The 15,559-nt window shown below is 71.9% G+C and carries 14 protein-coding genes; 4 read left to right on the plus strand and 10 right to left on the minus strand.

Features of this window, described 5'->3' with window-relative positions:
* Positions 1-238: 238 nt before the first annotated feature.
* The 3 genes from OO54_RS23345 to OO54_RS23355 form a co-directional block, all read right to left on the minus strand.
* Positions 239-2,824: a bifunctional FO biosynthesis protein CofGH gene (locus OO54_RS23345; RefSeq protein ID WP_033206143.1), complete on the minus strand. Its 2,586-nt coding sequence runs from the start codon at positions 2,822-2,824 to the stop codon at positions 239-241.
* A gap of 143 nt (positions 2,825-2,967) precedes the next feature.
* Positions 2,968-3,798 carry an LLM class F420-dependent oxidoreductase gene (locus OO54_RS23350; protein WP_033206145.1) on the minus strand — a complete coding sequence of 277 codons (831 nt, stop codon included), beginning with the start codon at positions 3,796-3,798 and terminating at the stop codon, positions 2,968-2,970.
* A gap of 55 nt (positions 3,799-3,853) precedes the next feature.
* Positions 3,854-4,510: a hypothetical protein gene (locus OO54_RS23355; protein ID WP_033206148.1), complete on the minus strand. Its 657-nt coding sequence runs from the start codon at positions 4,508-4,510 to the stop codon at positions 3,854-3,856.
* A gap of 113 nt (positions 4,511-4,623) precedes the next feature.
* Here OO54_RS23355 and OO54_RS23360 point away from each other — a divergent pair, with 113 nt between their 5' ends.
* A complete protein-coding gene (locus tag OO54_RS23360; protein ID WP_033206151.1) occupies positions 4,624-5,373 on the plus strand; it encodes a GNAT family N-acetyltransferase in 750 nt (249 codons plus the stop codon).
* Between the two features lie 134 nt (positions 5,374-5,507).
* A complete protein-coding gene (locus tag OO54_RS23365; protein WP_033206153.1) occupies positions 5,508-5,984 on the plus strand; it encodes a carboxymuconolactone decarboxylase family protein in 477 nt (158 codons plus the stop codon).
* On the opposite strand, the gene OO54_RS23370 is transcribed toward OO54_RS23365, so the two are convergent.
* Positions 5,968-6,462, minus strand: coding sequence for a GNAT family N-acetyltransferase (locus tag OO54_RS23370; RefSeq protein ID WP_026058536.1), 495 nt, complete (start codon positions 6,460-6,462; stop codon positions 5,968-5,970). The two genes, OO54_RS23365 and OO54_RS23370, sit on opposite strands and share 17 nt — an antisense overlap.
* A 23-nt stretch (positions 6,463-6,485) precedes the next feature.
* Here OO54_RS23370 and OO54_RS23375 point away from each other — a divergent pair, with 23 nt between their 5' ends.
* Both OO54_RS23375 and OO54_RS23380 read left to right on the plus strand, forming a co-directional pair.
* Entirely contained in the window at positions 6,486-6,944 is a 459-nt protein-coding gene (locus tag OO54_RS23375; RefSeq protein ID WP_033206156.1) for a carboxymuconolactone decarboxylase family protein, read from the plus strand.
* Positions 6,945-6,992: 48 nt separating this feature from the next.
* The gene (locus tag OO54_RS23380; RefSeq protein WP_017241046.1) at positions 6,993-7,205 is read left to right on the plus strand and encodes a hypothetical protein; all 213 of its coding nucleotides are present in this window, start codon (positions 6,993-6,995) and stop codon (positions 7,203-7,205) included.
* A 102-nt stretch (positions 7,206-7,307) separates the two neighbouring features.
* On the opposite strand, the gene OO54_RS23385 is transcribed toward OO54_RS23380, so the two are convergent.
* The 6 genes from OO54_RS23385 to OO54_RS23410 form a co-directional block, all read right to left on the minus strand.
* A complete protein-coding gene (locus OO54_RS23385) occupies positions 7,308-8,873 on the minus strand; it encodes an APC family permease (protein WP_033206159.1) in 1,566 nt (521 codons plus the stop codon).
* Between the two features lie 237 nt (positions 8,874-9,110).
* Positions 9,111-10,565: an aldehyde dehydrogenase family protein gene (locus OO54_RS23390; protein ID WP_033206162.1), complete on the minus strand. Its 1,455-nt coding sequence runs from the start codon at positions 10,563-10,565 to the stop codon at positions 9,111-9,113.
* Positions 10,562-12,289: an N-acyl-D-amino-acid deacylase family protein gene (locus OO54_RS23395; RefSeq protein ID WP_033206165.1), complete on the minus strand. Its 1,728-nt coding sequence runs from the start codon at positions 12,287-12,289 to the stop codon at positions 10,562-10,564. The genes OO54_RS23390 and OO54_RS23395 overlap by 4 nt, the downstream gene beginning before the upstream one ends.
* Positions 12,290-12,512: 223 nt before the next feature.
* Entirely contained in the window at positions 12,513-13,637 is a 1,125-nt protein-coding gene (locus tag OO54_RS23400; protein ID WP_033206167.1) for an LLM class flavin-dependent oxidoreductase, read from the minus strand.
* 110 nt (positions 13,638-13,747) lie between these two features.
* Entirely contained in the window at positions 13,748-14,509 is a 762-nt protein-coding gene (locus tag OO54_RS23405; protein ID WP_033206169.1) for an SDR family NAD(P)-dependent oxidoreductase, read from the minus strand.
* Positions 14,510-14,520: 11 nt separating this feature from the next.
* Positions 14,521-15,438 carry an LLM class F420-dependent oxidoreductase gene (locus OO54_RS23410; RefSeq protein ID WP_033206171.1) on the minus strand — a complete coding sequence of 306 codons (918 nt, stop codon included), beginning with the start codon at positions 15,436-15,438 and terminating at the stop codon, positions 14,521-14,523.
* Between the last annotated feature and the right edge of the window lie 121 nt (positions 15,439-15,559).

The raw sequence follows: 15,559 nt of genomic DNA on the forward strand, positions 1-15,559 counted from the left end.
CCGGGTGCGGGTTCAGGCGCGGAAGCCTGGGCCCGGCAAGGGGCGCCGTCCGTTGTGCCCACCCGTTCCGCCCCAGCGGAACGAATGCCCACAACGCGGGGGCGGGGCGCAGGCGCGGGGGTGGGCACCGCCCCAGCGGAACGATTGCCCACAACGCGGGGCGGGGCGCAGCGCGCGGGGGTGGACACCGCCCCGGCGGAACGATTGCCCGCAACGGGCGGGGCGCAGGCCCGGGGCGTTAGGGCTGGGGGAGGACGGGGAGGAGGGTGGGGAGGTGGCCGTCGGAGGCGCGGGCGGTGTGTTGGCGCTCGGCGGGGACGGGGCCGTAGAGGGTGGTGCGGGGCTTGGCGGGGCGGCCGGCGGCGGAGGCGATGGCTTCGAGGTCGCGGATGGAACGGTAGGAGCCGTAGCTGGAGCCGGCCATGCGGGAGATGGTCTCTTCCATGAGCGTGCCGCCGAGGTCGTTGGCGCCGGAGCGGAGCATCTCGGCCGCGCCGTCGGTGCCGAGCTTGACCCAGCTGGTCTGGATGTTGGGGATGTGGGGGTGGAGGAGGAGGCGGGCCATGGCGATGACGGCCCGGTTGTCGCGGGTGGTGGGGCCGGGGCGGGCGATGCCGGCGAGGTAGACCGGGGCGTTGGTGTGGATGAAGGGGAGGGTGACGAACTCGGTGAATCCTCCGGTCTCCTGCTGGATGCGGGAGAGGGTGCGGAAGTGGCCGAGCCAGTGCCGGGGCTGGTCGACGTGCCCGTACATCATCGTGGAGGAGGAGCGGATGCCCAGTTCGTGGGCGGTGGTGATGACCTCGATCCAGGTGGCGGTCGGCAGCTTGCCCTTGGTGAGGACCCAGCGGACCTCGTCGTCGAGGATCTCGGCGGCGGTGCCGGGGATGGAGTCGAGTCCGGCCTCCTTCGCCGCCGTGAGCCATTCGCGGATGGACAGGCCGGTGCGGGTGGCGCCGTTGACGACCTCCATCGGGGAGAAGGCGTGGACGTGCATGCCGGGGACGCGCTTCTTCACGGCGCGGGCGATGTCGAAGTAGGCGGTGCCGGGCAGGTCGGGGTGGATGCCGCCCTGCATGCAGACCTCGACGGCCCCGACGTCCCAGGCCTGCTCGGCGCGGTCCGCGACCTGGTCGAGGGAGAGGGTGTAGGCGTCGGCGTCGGTGCGCCGCTGGGCGAAGGCGCAGAAGCGGCAGCCGGTGTAGCAGACGTTGGTGAAGTTGATGTTGCGGGTGACGATGTACGTGACGTCGTCGCCGACCATGGATTTGCGGACGTCGTCGGCGACGCGGGTGAGGGCGTCGAGGGCGGGCCCGTCGGCGTGGAGCAGGGCGAGTGCCTGTGCGTCGGTGAGCTTCGTCGGGTCGTCGGCGGCGACGGCGAGTGCTTCGCGGACGTCGGCGTCGACCCGTTCGGGGACCATGCCGGGCGCGGCGGCCTCGCGCAGCGACTCCCAGTCGCCGTACACCTCGTCGAAGTCGTCGCGCCGGTCGTGGGTGCGGCCGGTGGTGTCGATGGTGCGGTGGAGGTCGGTGCGGCCGGTGGCGGTGAACGCCTCGTCGGGTTCCTGCCAGGGCAGGCCGCGGACGGGGGCGTCGGGGTCGGCGAGGCCGGTCTCGGGGTCGGCGAGGGCCCGGACGTGCGGGAGGAGCCGGGGGTCGAGCCAGGGTTCGCCGCGGGTGACGAACTCGGGGTAGACGCAGAGCCGTTCGCGCAGTTCGAAGCCGGCGGCGGCGGACCGGGCGGCGAGCTCTTCGATCCTCGGCCAGGGGCGCTCGGGGTTGACGTGGTCGATGGTGAGCGGCGAGACGCCGCCCCAGTCGTCGATGCCGGCCGCGATCAGCCGTTCGTACTCGGAGTCGACGAGGTTCGGCGGGGCCTGGAGGCAGGCGGAGGGGCCCATGATGAGCCGGGCGACGGCGACGGTGGCGACGAGGTCGTCCAGTTCGGCGTCGGGCATCCCGCGCATCGCCGTGTCCGGCTTGGCGCGGAAGTTCTGGATGATCAGTTCCTGGATCGAGTGGTACGCGCGCGCCACGCGCCGCAGCGCGAACAGCGACTCTGCGCGCTCCTCCAGGGTCTCCCCGATGCCGAGGAGCAGCCCGGAGGTGAAGGGGACGGAGGAGCGGCCGGCGTCCTCGAGGACCCTGAGGCGGACGGCGGGCTCCTTGTCGGGGGACCCGTAGTGGGGGCCGCCGGGCTCGGACCACAGTCGGGTCGCGGTCGTCTCCAGCATCATGCCCATGGACGGGGCGACCGGCTTGAGCCGCTGGAAGTCGGTCCAGGACAGCACGCCCGGGTTGAGGTGGGGCAGCAGTCCGGTCTCCTCCAGGATGCGGATCGCCATGGCCCGTACGTACGCGATGGTGTCGTCGTACCCGTGCGCGTCCAGCCACTCGCGGGCCTCGGGCCACCGGTCCTCGGGCTTGTCGCCCAGTGTGATCAGTGCTTCCTTGCAGCCCAGTTCCGCCCCGCGCCGGGCGATGTCGAGCACCTCGTCCGGCGACATGAACATCCCGTGCCCGTCGCGGCGGAGCTTGCCGGGGACGGTCACGAAGGTGCAGTAGTGGCACTTGTCCCGGCACAGCCGGGTGAGCGGTATGAACACGCTCTTCGAGTACGTGATGACCCCGGGCCGCCCGGCCGCCTCCAGGCCGGCGTCCCGCACGCGGCCCGCGGACGCCACCAGATCCGTCAGGTCGTCGCCCCGTGCCCGCAGCAGCACGGCCGCCTCGGTCACGTCGAGCGCGACCCCGTCCCTGGCCCGCTTGAGGGCGCGTCGCATGGCGTTCTCGGTGGGGCGGGCTGCCTGGTGATCAGTCATGAACCGAGCATACGAGCGGGTGGGGCGGCGCATGCTCGAGTCTCCCCAGGAAGGGCGTCCACCCGGGACGGCGTCCGCCCGGGAAGGGTGTCTCCCCGGGAAGGGCACCGCCCCGGGGTCTCATCGGTGGTCGCCCCGGCCCCTCACAGGTACCGGGCGTAGGCGTCGAGGGTGCGCAGCACCTCGGCCTCGCCCGCCGGGGGGAGTTGGAGGACGACCTCGGCGCAGCCGAGTTCGGCGTAGTGGTCGAGTTTGCCCGGGTTGGGGAGGACGGCGTACGGGACGAGCTGGAGGGTCTTGGGGTCGCGGCCGGCGCTCTCCCAGGCCTCGCGCAGGACCGGGAGGGATTCCGTGAGGCCGCGGCCGCCGATCGGCATCCAGCCGTCCGCGCCTTCGGCGACGCGGGCGAAGAGCTTCGGGCCTGCCGCGCCGCCCAGGAGGATGCGGGGCGCGCCGCCGGCCGGCTTGGGCCAGGCCTCCGAGGCGCGTACGGAGCCGCCGGACGTGCCCTCGTACGCGGTGGGTTCGGGTGCCCACAGGGCGCGCATGAGGTCCAGCCGGTCGTGGGTGAGACCCCGCCGGGTGGACCAGTCGACGCCGTGGTCGGCGGCTTCCTCGCGGTTCCAGCCGTAGCCGAGGCCGAGGGTGAAGCGGCCGCCGGAGAGGTGGTCGAGGGTCGCGATCTGTTTGGCGAGGGCGATGGGGTCGTGCTCGGCGAGCAGTGTGACGCCGGTGCCGAGGCCGAGCCGTTCGGTGACGGCGGCGGCCTGGCCGAGTGCCACGTAGGGGTCGAGGAGCCGGCTGTACTCGCGGGGCAGTTCGCCGCCCGCGGGGTAGGGCGTGGTCCGTTCGACCGGGATGTGGGTGTGCTCGGGGAGGTAGAGGCCGGCGAACCCGCGCTCCTCGAGCTCGCGTGCCAGCCGTACCGGTTCGATGGTCTCGTCGGTCAGGAAGATCGTGGTCGAGATCCGCATAGCGGCACGGTAGGGGTTGGGGCGCGGATTTCCGAGGGTCGCGACGTGCCGTGCGTCAGCGGGCGGGGTCCACCGCGCGCCGCTCCGCGGCCAGGTCGCCGTAGCCGCCGTGTTCCCAGACCTTCTCGCGGAAGTGCTGCGGGGTGAGCGGGGTGCGGTCCTCGCCGGGGACGTCCTGGAGGTGCACGGTGCCGCAGCGGTGGCAGTACCAGCCGTGCGACCAGAGTTCCTCGGCCTGGTGGCGGCGGCGCGTGACGCGGGCGAAGGCGGTGCGGCGGCGCACCACGACGACGCAGACGAGGACGGCGGCGAGCAGGGCGAGCGCCGAGATCCAGCCCAGGAAGCCGTACGCCGGCGGTGGGTCGGCGGGCGTGTCCGGCGGGAGCGTGGGCCAGCCGTCCAGTTCCGGCGGCTGGTGCCCGGGCTCGTCCCGGAACCACTTGCCGGCGATGACCCCGCCGAGGAAGGTGCCGACGGAGACGGCCGCGGCGAGGAGGCCGAGGCAGCCGATCGCGTACGTGGGCGGCGGGGGCACCGGCGCGAGGGCGTCGGAGAGGCCGGTGCTCACGGTCCTCGTCACGGTCCGCATGTCGCCGTCGCTGTCCCGTTCCCGGCTGGTGACGGCGTTTCGGCCCGCGAGGTACACGGCGGGCACGGCCTGCACCAGGTCGTCGCGGTCGCAGCCCGGGCAGGTGTTGCTCGTGCGGCTCATGGCTCCCCCTCTCCCCTGTCTGCACTTGGTGACGGGATCATGCCAGGAGCGGTTCCCGCCGGCGCGCCCGAAAACCGCCTGCGCCGCCCCGCACCGCCCCCTACCGTGTCCGGGTGCTGAACCGAATCGAGTCGTACTACGACGCCGTCACCCGCCCCTCCTCCCGCGCCGAGGACTTCGGTCCGCTGACCCTCTTCGTCCAGGCGGGCAACGGCTGGCCCTACTACGCCCGCCCGACCCTCGGGCACGAGGGCGAGGTGGCCGTCGAGGCCGTGGAGGCGGTACGGGCCCGGCAGCGGGAGCTGGGGGTGCCGGAGGCGTTCGAGTGGGTGGCGGAGACGACGCCGGGGCTGCGGGCGGCCGTGGAGGCGAGCGGGCTCACCGTGCACGAGCACCCGCTGATGGTCCTGGAGGGCGACGGGCTCGCCGTGCCGGACCCGGAAGGGGTCACCGTGCGGATGGTCGGCGCGGACGACATCGCCCTGGAGACGGCCGTGGCCGCCCCCTTCGCGGCCTTCGGCATGCCGCCGATGCCCGGCGCCGCCGACCGGGTCGCCCAGCGGATCACGGGCGGGCTGACCCGGCTCGCCGCGGCCCTCGACGACACCGGAAGCGCCCTTTCGGCGGGTCAGCACCAGCCCGTCGGCGCGGTCTCGGAGGTCGTCGGCGTCGGCACCGTGCCGGCGGCGCAGCGGCGCGGCCTCGGCCTGGCGGTCACCGCCGCGCTGGTCGCGGACGCCCGGGCGGGGGGCGCCGAGCTGGTGTTCCTGTCGGCTTCGGACGCCGACGTGGCCCGGCTCTACGGCCGGTTGGGCTTCCGCACGGTCGCCACCGCCCTCATCGCGGAGGCCGAGGAGGCGTAACCGCAGGTCAGGGGCGCGTGACGGGCTCCCGGAAAATTTCTCCGAAAAAAGTTCTCCGGAGCTGTCACATCCTCGTCGCGCGCTCCGTCAGTGCAGTGAAAGCGAAAGACGAGAGACGCTGAGGAGCGATCACGATGGCGCTGCACGAGCCCAAGGCCCGTATGACGAACCCCGCCTACCTGCTTCCGGACGCCGCCCCGGCGATCATGAACCTGGTGAAGGCGTCCCGGCAGGGCGGGGTCGACGAGTCCCTCCTTGAGCTCGTGCACCTGCGGGCCAGCCAGATCAACAACTGCGGCTTCTGCGTCGACTTCGGCGCGAAGGGCGCCAAGAAGGCCGGGGTCAGCGACGAGAAGCTGTTCGCCGTCGCCGCCTGGCGCGAGGCGCCGTACTTCTCCGACGAGGAGCGCGCGGCCCTCGCGCTCGCCGAGGCGGCGACCCGCCTCGCCGACGTGACGGACGCCGTGCCGGACGACGTCTGGGACGCGGCCGCCGACCACTTCGACGAGAAGCAGCTCGCCTCGATCGTGCTGACGGTCGGGATCACCAACCTCTTCAACCGGCTGAACGTGACCGTTCGCCAGCCGGCGGGCGTCATCCCCTCGCCGTGACCGTGCGGGCCTCCCGCACCATCCACACGTCGAACGGCGTCTCCGCCTCGACGGTGAAGCCCTCCCGCTCGTAGAGGCGGATGGCCGCGCTGCCGCGCAGGGACTGGAGGCGGACGGGTGCCCCCTCCGCGTCCGTCCGGCCGAGCAGCTCGCGCAGCACCGCCGTGCCGACGCCCCGGCCCTGGGTCTCGGGGCTGAGGTAGAAGTGCTCCAGCCAGAAGCCTTCGCCGTCGCCGAGTCCGTGTCCGCCGTCGTCGCCGTCGGCGTGCGGAACCAGGGCCACGCAGCCCGCGAAGGCCCCGTCCACCTCGACCACCGAGGTGTACTCGGCCCGGTAGCGCCTCCGCAGTCGCTGTCGCACCTGCTGCTCGTCGAACACCCCGAGCCTGACCAGGTCGTCCCGCATCACCACAGCTCTCAGCTCGGCGACGGTCTCCACTTCCTCAGCCCGTGCCGGGCGCATCGACCAGTTGATCATGTACGCATCCTAAGGAGCCTTCCGTGACCGCTCGCATCCCGAACCCCGCCATCGTCCTGTCCGACGTCGGCCCCGCGATCTTCCAGCTGATCAAGGCCGTGCAGGGCGGCAGCGACGTCCCCTCCAGCACCCTCGACCTGATCCACCTGCGGGCCAGCCAGATCAACAACTGCGGGTTCTGCGTGGTCGGCGGGGCGCAGAAGGCGCAGAAGGACGGCGAGACCGCCGAGCGGCTGCACGCCGTGGCCGCCTGGCGGGAGGCCCCCTACTTCACCGACGCGGAGCGGGCGGCGCTGGACCTCGCCGAGCACGCGACGCGGCTCGCGGACCGTCCGGACGCGGTGCCGGACGCGGTGTGGGAGGAGGCCGCGCGCCACTACAACGAGCAGCAGCTCGCCCAGATCGTGGCGTGGCTCGGGGTCACGAACCTCTTCAACCGGCTCAACGCGACGACCAAGCAGCCGGCCGGCCAGTCCTGGTAGTCGCCGCGCGACAGTAACCGGATCCAGGGCGTCCGCGTTGGTGCGGTCATGAAGAGGATCCTCACCGCAGCCGCCCTGTCCTGTCTCGCCGCGGCCGGCGCCGTCTCCGCCGCGGGCACCGCCGCCGCCGACACCGGCGGAATGAACCTTCCGTCCGTGGTCCCGCTCAGCGGCGTCCTCACCCCCAAGGCGAAGCCGGCCGGCACCCCCGACCTGCCGCCCGCGAACGCGGCGGTGGAGCGGCTGCTTCCGGGCCGCTGAGCGGCGACGGACGGCGGAGAGCGAAAGACGAAGGCGACGGGACCCCCCACGGGCCCGCCGCCTTCGCGCTCTCGGTGACTCAGGAGTGCGTGCGGTCGCGGCTCAGTCGGCGACGACCAGCGACGGCGTCTCCTTCGTCAGGATCTCGCCGCGGAAGAACGCGGGGCTCCTGCGCTGCATGACCAGCATGATGACGACGCCGAGGGCGAGCAGGCCGACGCCGATCACGAAGACCGAGCCGACGCCGAGGACGGCGGAGCCGGAGCCGTAGGCCGGGTCCCACATGTCGTACAGGGTCTTGCCGAAGACGGCGGTCAGCATGAGGCCGCCGAGGGCCGGCAGGAGGCCCTTGAAGGCGAGGTCGCGGGCCGAGCGGAAGAGCTCGCCGCGGAAGTACCAGACGCAGGCGAAGGCCGTCAGGGCGTAGTAGAAGCAGATCATCAGGCCGAGCGCGTAGATGGTGTCGACCAGGACGTGCTCGCTGACCAGGGTCATCACGGTGTAGAAGACGCCGGTGGCGACGCCCGCGACGATGGTGGCCTTGCCGGGGGTCTTGAAGACCGGGTGGACCTTGGTGAACGACTTCGGCAGCGCTTCGTAGGTGGACATCGCGAGGACCGTGCGGGCGACCGGGATGAAGGTCGTCTGGAGGCTCGCGGCCGCCGAGGCGAGGACGGCGACGAAGAGCAGGATGCCGAGCGTGGGGCCCATGACGGGGCCCGCGAGGGCGGCGAAGACGTTGTCGGAGGTCTCCGGGTTGGCGAGGCCGAGGCCCTGGTCGCCGGAGCCGACGACCATCTGGGCGGCGATGCCGGTGGCGAGGTACGAGCCGACCAGGACGACCATCGCGATGAGCGCGGCGCGGCCGGGGGTCTTCGCGCTGCCGGTGGTCTCCTCGTTGGTCGCCATGCAGGCGTCCCAGCCCCAGTACATGAAGATCGAGAGCGAGAGGCCCGCGGTGAAGGCCGCGAAGGACTGCACCGCGAAGGGGTTCATCCAGGACCAGGAGAAGTCGACGGAGGTCTCGAAGGACCCGGCCTTCGACAGGGCCATCGCCACGAAGACGGCGAGGACGACGAGCTGGAGGCCGACGAGGGTGTACTGGAGGCCCTTGGTGGCGGTCATGCCGCGGTAGCTGATCGCGGTGGCGACGGCGATGAGCGTCAGGCAGGTGACGATGTGGACGGCCTTGTTGTCGTCCAGGGCGGCGATGGACGCGGATCCGGTGATCTCGCCCGCGAGGAGCCAGAAGTAGGAGGTGGCGACGCCGGCCAGGTTGGACAGCACGATGATCGTCGCGATGACCAGGCCCCAGCCGCACATCCAGCCGATCTTGGGCCCGAAGGCCTTCACGGTCCAGGTGAACGAGGTGCCGCAGTCGGGCATGACCTTGTTGAGCTCCCGGTACGCGAAGGCGACGAGGAGCATCGGGAGGAAGCCTGCCAGGAAGATGGCGGGCATCTGCAGACCGACCTCGCCGGCGGTGGAGCCGAGCGTCGAGGTCAGGCAGTAGACGGGAGCGACGGTGGAGATGCCGATGACGGCACTGCCGAGGAGGCCGACGGAGTTTCCGCCGAGGCCCTTGCCGCGCACATCGGAGGTGCCGCTCGGGGCGTCGACGCCCCTTACCGTGTCTCCGGCCTGGGGCCGGGCTTCCACCTGAGTCATGAACAGGACGTTAAATGCTGCGGTTTCCACATCCGGAAGACCAGAGTCCGCTCATTTGATCGATCATCGCCTTTCATTGGACGGGTCGAAGCGGGCACTCGCCAATGATTGAAAGATCGACCACCGCGACGGACCGACCAACTGGTAGGTCGGTCGCCGGGTGTCCGATATGCGGGAACCGCAGCACTGTCTCGAATGTCCGATTTCAAATTTTCCCGAGGAATTTTCGGACCGTCCTCACCCCGGCCAGACGACCGCCTGCAGCTCGCTGTATGCGTGTAGCGCGTACGAGCCCACGTCCCGCCCGACCCCGCTCTTCTTGAACCCGCCGAACGGCGCCTCCATGTTCCGCCCGATCGTGTTCACGCCCACTCCGCCGGCCCGCAGCCGGGCCGCCGTGCGGAAAGCGCGGGCGACGTCGCCGGACCACACGTAGTCGATCAGTCCGTAGTCGCTGTCGTTGGCGAGCGCGACCCCCTCCTCCTCGTCGTCGAAGGGGACGACCACGACGACCGGGCCGAAGATCTCCTCCCGCACCACCCGCATCTCGTTGGTGCAGTCGGCGAGGAGCGTCGGGGCCACGTAGAAGCCCCGGGCGAAGTCCGGACGCTCACCGCCCGCGACGACCCGCGCCCCCTCCTTCCGGCCCAGCTCGACGTACGCCTCCACCCGGTCGCGGTGCGCCGCCGAGATCACCGGGCCGACGACCGTGCCCTGCTCCGCCGGGTCCCCCACCTTCATGAAGGCCAGGTAGCCGGTCAGCTTCTCGATCAGCCGCTCGTAGATCCCGCGCTGCGCCAGGACCCGCGTCGGGGCCGTGCAGATCTGCCCGCTGTAGAAGGCGAACGTCGTGCCGATGCCCATCACCGCCGCGTCCAGGTCGGCGTCGTCGAAGACGAGCGCGGCGCCCTTCCCGCCCAGCTCCATCAGCTGCCGCTTCAGGGAGCGGCCGCAGACCTCGCCGATCGCCTGCCCGACGGCCGTGGAGCCGGTGAACGACACCATGTCGACGTCCGGGGAGTCGACGGCGGCCTCGCCGACCGCCTGTGCGGAGCCGGTGACGACGTTGACGACGCCCGCCGGGACCCCCGCCTCCTCCAGGGCGCGGGTCATCGCGTACACGGAGAGCGGGTCCTGAGGGGCCGGTTTCACCAGGACGGTGTTGCCCATGGCGAGCGCCGGGGCGATCTTCCCGGCCGGGTTGGCCCAGGGGTTGTTGTACGAGGTGATGCAGGTGACGACGCCGACCGGGCGCCGCACCGCCACCGCGCCGAACACGCCGGCCTTCCCCATCGGCCCCGCCTCGTTGATCTGCGGGGGCAGCGCCTGCTCGACCGGCTCCATCGCGCCCCGCGCGTAGCGCCGGAAGCGGGAGGACCCGACCGCGACCTGCATCCCGCGCGCGGTCCCGGTGGTGGCGCCGGTCTCGGCCCGCGCGAGGAGCGTGTTCGCGTCGGCGTCCCTGGCCATGAGGTCCGCGGCCCGGTCGAGGATCGCGGCCCGTTCCTCCGGCTTCGTGCGGGACCAGGAGGCGAAGGCCTCGCGGGCCGCGGCGGCCGCCTCGTACACCTGCCGCCGGCTCGCCTCCGGCGCGAGGCCGACGACCTCCTCCGAGGCCGGGTCGATCACCTCGTAGTGGCCGCCGTCGGGCTCGACCCACTCCCCGGCGATGAAGAGCTTCTCGGTCCTCACCTGGTGTTCACCGTCCTCGTGTCACGGCCGGAGCGCAGCACCCTGCCCGGGATCGCGCCGGTCACCTCGTCGTCCCGTACCGTCTCCACGCCGTTGACCCGCACCGAAACGATCCCGACCGCGCGCGAGTCGAGCCGGGGGCTGTCCCCCGGCAGGTCGTGCACCAGGGTCGCCGGGCCCGCGTCGATCCGCTCGGGGTCGAAGAGGACGAGGTCGGCGTGGAAGCCCTCCGCGATACGGCCCCGCTCGCGCAGGCCGAACAGCCGCGCCGGGTCGTCGCTGAGCATCTTCACCGCCCGCTCCAGCGGGACCAGCTTCCGGCCGCGCAGGCAGTCCCCGAGGAAGCGGGTCGTGTACGGCGCTCCGCACATCCGGTCCAGGTGCGCGCCGGCGTCCGAGCCGCCGAGCAGGACGTCCTCGTGATCCCAGGTCTCCCGGCGCAGCGCCCAGGACGCCGGGTCGTTGTCGCGGGGCATCGGCCACAGGACGGTCCTGAGGTCGTCGTTGGCGCAGATCTCGACGAGTGCCTGGAACGCGTCCTGTCCGCGCTCGGCGGCGACGTCCCGCACGACCCGGCCGGTGAGCCCCTCGTTCTCGCGGCTGTACGTGTCGCCGATGACGTACCGGCCGAAGTCCGCCAGCCGCCGGAACACCCCCGCCTCCTTGGAGTCGGCGCGCAGCAGCATCCCGGCCCGCACCTCGGGGTCGCGGAGCCTCGCGATCCGCTCGGGGACCGGGAGGGCGAGGATCTCGCCCCAGCCGGGGATGAGGTTGAGCGCGCAGAACGTGCCGAGGGACATGTTCATGGGCGTGAGGATCGGCATCGTGAGCGCCACGATCCGGCCGCCGGACTTCCGGGCCCGCTCGGACGCCGTCAGCTGGCGCGGGACGCGTTCGGGAACGGCGGCGTCGATGGTGAGGACGTTCCAGTTGAGGGGGCGCCCGGCGGCGGCGGTCATCTCCACGAACAGTTCGATCTCGTCGTCCGAGAACTGGTCGAGGCAGCCCGCGAGGATGGCCTCCAGCTGTGTGCCCTCGTGCTCGCCGACGGCCCTCGACAGGGCGATCAGCTCCGCGGGCGTGGCGTGCCGGGAGGCGACCGGGGCGCCGTCGCCGTCCGAGTGGGTCGAGGACTGGGTGGTGGAAAGACCCCACGCGCCCGCCTCCATGGCCTCCTTGAGCAGGGCGACCATCCGGTCCAGCTGCTCGGGCGTGGGCTGCCCGCCGACCGCGTCCGCGCCCATCACGTACCGGCGCAGGGCGCAGTGGCCGACCATGAAGCCGGCGTTGACGGCGATCCGCCCTTCCAGGGCGTCGAGGTACTGGGCGAACGACGACCAGCTCCAGTCGACGCCGTCCTCCAGCGCCTTGAGCGCCATGCCCTCGACCTTCGACATCATCCGGCGCGTGTAGTCCGCGTCCTCCGGCCGGTCCGGGTGCAGCGGCGCGAGGGTGAAGCCGCAGTTCCCGCCCGCCACCGTGGTCACGCCGTGGTTCATCGACGGCGTGGCGTACGGGTCCCAGAACAGCTGCGCGTCGTAGTGGGTGTGCGGGTCGACGAATCCGGGCGCGAGCACGAGTCCGGTCGCGTCCTCGCTGGTGCGGGCGGTGGCGCCGGGGCCGGGGAAGACGATCCGGCCGTCGCGTATGCCGACGTCGGCCACGTGGCCGGGGGCGCCGGTGCCGTCCACGACGGTGGCGCCCGTGATCAGGTGGTCGAGCATGACGGTCCCTTTCTGTCCGTGGACGCGGGTGTGCCCCGGACCGGGGCCGCCGCGGGGCCCCGGCCGGGGCTCGTACGGGGCGGCGGTCCGGGAAGACACCGCCCCGCGTCGTTGGTGCGGGTCAAGACACGGAAGGCGGAGGCGCCCGCCAAGGCGCCGTCCCGTGTGCCCACCCGTCCCGCCCTGCGGGACGATTGCCCACACAGGGGGGCGGGGGGTCTCGTCAGGAGCCCGCGGCCTGGCGGAAGCGGGTGGTGCGGTGGACGGGGTCGGTGTCGATCTTGGGGATGACGTGTTCGCCGATGAGCTTGATGGAGTTCATCGTGTCCTCGTAGGAGATCCCGATGGGGAGCCCGAAGGAGAGCTGGTCGGCGCCGGCCTGCTCCCAGCGCTTGCACTGGGCGAGGACCTCTGAGGGGTCTCCGCAGATCATCAGCTCCTCCTGGATGAGGAGTTCGATGATCTCGGCGGAGTACTCGGGGAGCAGCTCGGGCCACTCGGGGATGCCCTCGGGCCGGGGGAAGGTGTCGTGGTAGCGGAAGAGCAGCGACTGGAGGTAGTTGAGGCCGCCGCCGACGGCGATCTCGACGGCCTTGTCGTGGGTCTCGGCGCAGATGGCCGTCGAGGTGACCATGACGTTGTCGTTGACGAAGTCGCCGATCGCCTTGGCCTCCTTGATCGCCGTCTTGTACGACTCGACGACCCACTCCATGTCGGAGACCTTCTGCACGCTGAAGCCGAGGACGCCGAGGCCCTTCTTGCCGGCCATGGCGTACGAGGAGGGGGACCCGGCCGCGTACCACATGGCGGGGTGGGACTTCCCGTACGGCTTGGGGAGCACCTTGCGGGGCGGCAGCGACCAGTGCTTGCCCTGGAAGCCGGCGTACTCGTCCTGGAGCCACATCTTGGGGAACTCGGCGATGGTCTCCTCCCACAGCTCCTTGGTGTGGTTCATGTCGGTGATGCCCGGCATGAACCCGAGGATCTCGTGGGAGCCCGCGCCGCGTCCGGAGCCGAACTCGAAGCGTCCGGCGGAGAGGTGGTCGAGCATGGCGACCTTCTCGGCGACCTTCACCGGGTGGTTGACCGGGGCGAGGGGGTTGAAGATGCCGGAGCCGAGGTGGATGCGCTCGGTGGCGTGGGCGAGGTAGCCGAGGTAGACGTCGTTGGCGGAGAGGTGGGAGTACTCCTCCAGGAAGTGGTGCTCGGAGGCCCAGGCGTACTTGAACCCGGACTTGTCCGCCTGGATGACGTACTCGGTCTCCTCCATGAGGGCCTTGTGCTCGGCTTCGGGATCGGTCTCGGCGCGCTTGCCGACGTATCCCTGTACGAAGATCCCGAATTCCAAGGGGGTTCACCGTCCTCTAGTTTCTGACGCATCGTCAGATCTGTGATGTGCCCGACTGTCGCACCGCGGGCGGGCGCGGTCAATACCTGATGACTCGTCAGATCTGCTTCTCAGAAGAGGCTCACGCCGGCCAGCCAGCCGCCGTCGATCACGAACGGCTGGCCCGTGATGTACGCCGACTCCTCCCCGGTCAGGAACAGCGCCAGGGCCGCCACCTCGTCCGGGCGCCCGATCCGCCCGAGCGGCACGAGCTTGCGGTACAGCTCGGCCGTGGCCGCCGGGTCCACTCCCTCCGGGTTGCTCATCGGGGTGTCGATCGCCCCCGGGCAGACCGCGTTCACCCGGATCCCCTTCGCGGCCAGCTCCAGGGCCGCGACCCGGGTGAGCCCCAGGACCGCGTGCTTGGAGGCCGCGTACGCGCCGACCCCGGCCATGCCCGTGAGCCCCGTGTACGAGGCGGTGTTGACGATGGTCCCGCCGCCGGCCGCCGCGATCTCGGGCGCGACCGTGCGGATGCCGAGGAAGCAGCCGGTCTGGTTGACCGACACGATCGCCTGGAACTCCTCCAGCGGGGTGGAGAGCAGCTCGTTGAAGCGGAGGATGCCGGCGTTGTTCACGAGCCCGTCGATCTTCCCGAACCGCTCCTTGGCGACGGCCACCGCCGCCGTCCACTCCTCCTCGCTGGTCACGTCCAGGTGGACGAAGGCCGCCCGCTCCTCCCCCAGCTCCTTGGCCAGCGCCTCGCCGGCGCCGTCCAGGACGTCCCCGAGGACGACCTTCGCCCCCTCGGCGGCGAAGAGCCGCGCCTCCTGCTCGCCCTGCCCGCGCGCCGCGCCGGTGACGAGGACGACCCGCCCGTCGAGCTTTCCCATGTCCGTACCCCTCAGAGGTGTGGTGCGACCTCCGTGCCGAAGGCCGCCATCTGGTCGATGAGTTCGCTACGGCTCCGGGACCGGAACCGCACCTGGATCTGGTGCACGCCCATCTCCCCGTACGCCCGCAGGGAGGCGGCGAGCTCCTCCGGCCGACCGCTCAGGGTGCGCCGGCCGACCTCCCAGCCGGGGGCGCCGACGTACAGCGCCTCGGTGATCGCGCCGACCGTGACCGGCTCCGCGATCCCGGCCTCCGCCCGGATCCGCAGCAGCCGCTGGATCTGCGCGGCGAGCTTCTCCCGCGGATCGCCCTGCGGCAGCCAGCCGTCCCCCTTGAGCGCGGCCCTGCGCACGGCGGCCGGCGACGAGCCGCCCACCCAGAGCGGGACCCGCTGCTGCGCGGGCCTGGGCAGCTGCCCGAGGTCCTTGAACGCGAACCGCTCCCCCAGGTGCTCCGGGTACTCCTCGGGCCCGAGGGCCGCCCGCAGCGCGTCGAGGGTCTCGTCGAGCACCGCGCCCCGGCGGGCGAAGTCCACGCCGAGCGTCTCGAACTCCTCCTGGACGTGCCCCGCGCCGACCCCGAGGACCAGGCGTCCTCCGGAGAGGTGGTCGAGCGTCGCGTACGCCTTGGCCGTGACGAGCGGATGGCGCAGGCCGACGACGGCGACGTGCGAGAGGAGCCGGACCCGCTCCGTGGCGGCGGCGAGGAAGGACAGCGTGGCCACCGGGTCGTACCAGACGGTGCTCATCGGCCCGGCGAGCCGGCGCGGGATCGCGACGTGGTCGCAGCTCGCGAGGTAGTCGAAGCCGTGGGCCTCGGCGGCCCGGGCGACGGCGAGCAGGTCCGCCGGACCCGCGGCCGCCTCCCAGGGTTCGACGTAGAGGGTGCTCTGCGACTGGACCGGCAGCTGCATGCCGTAGACCACCATGGGGACCCCCTGGTTCTGACGTACCGTCAGTTATGAGCGGACGAGGGTCATGCTCGTACCTGACGCACCATCAGACAAGGGGCGGGGCGCCCCGGAATCGCTCCGGGGCGCCCCGCGAGGG

The sequence above is a fragment of the Streptomyces wedmorensis genome, assembly GCF_000716445.1.
In the GTDB taxonomy this organism is placed as follows: Bacteria; Actinomycetota; Actinomycetes; order Streptomycetales; family Streptomycetaceae; genus Streptomyces; species Streptomyces wedmorensis.

Bases quoted from the DNA above. Each gene is read 5' to 3' on its own strand.
- OO54_RS23345 (WP_033206143.1), bottom strand. From the start codon at position 2,824: ATGACTGATCACCAGGCAGCCCGCCCCACCGAGAACGCCATGCGACGC.
- OO54_RS23350 (WP_033206145.1), bottom strand. From the start codon at position 3,798: ATGCGGATCTCGACCACGATCTTCCTGACCGACGAGACCATCGAACCG.
- OO54_RS23355 (WP_033206148.1), bottom strand. From the start codon at position 4,510: ATGAGCCGCACGAGCAACACCTGCCCGGGCTGCGACCGCGACGACCTG.
- OO54_RS23365 (WP_033206153.1), top strand. From the start codon at position 5,508: ATGGCGCTGCACGAGCCCAAGGCCCGTATGACGAACCCCGCCTACCTG.
- OO54_RS23370 (WP_026058536.1), bottom strand. From the start codon at position 6,462: ATGATCAACTGGTCGATGCGCCCGGCACGGGCTGAGGAAGTGGAGACC.
- OO54_RS23380 (WP_017241046.1), top strand. From the start codon at position 6,993: ATGAAGAGGATCCTCACCGCAGCCGCCCTGTCCTGTCTCGCCGCGGCC.
- OO54_RS23385 (WP_033206159.1), bottom strand. From the start codon at position 8,873: ATGACTCAGGTGGAAGCCCGGCCCCAGGCCGGAGACACGGTAAGGGGC.
- OO54_RS23395 (WP_033206165.1), bottom strand. From the start codon at position 12,289: ATGCTCGACCACCTGATCACGGGCGCCACCGTCGTGGACGGCACCGGC.
- OO54_RS23405 (WP_033206169.1), bottom strand. From the start codon at position 14,509: ATGGGAAAGCTCGACGGGCGGGTCGTCCTCGTCACCGGCGCGGCGCGC.
- OO54_RS23410 (WP_033206171.1), bottom strand. From the start codon at position 15,438: ATGGTGGTCTACGGCATGCAGCTGCCGGTCCAGTCGCAGAGCACCCTC.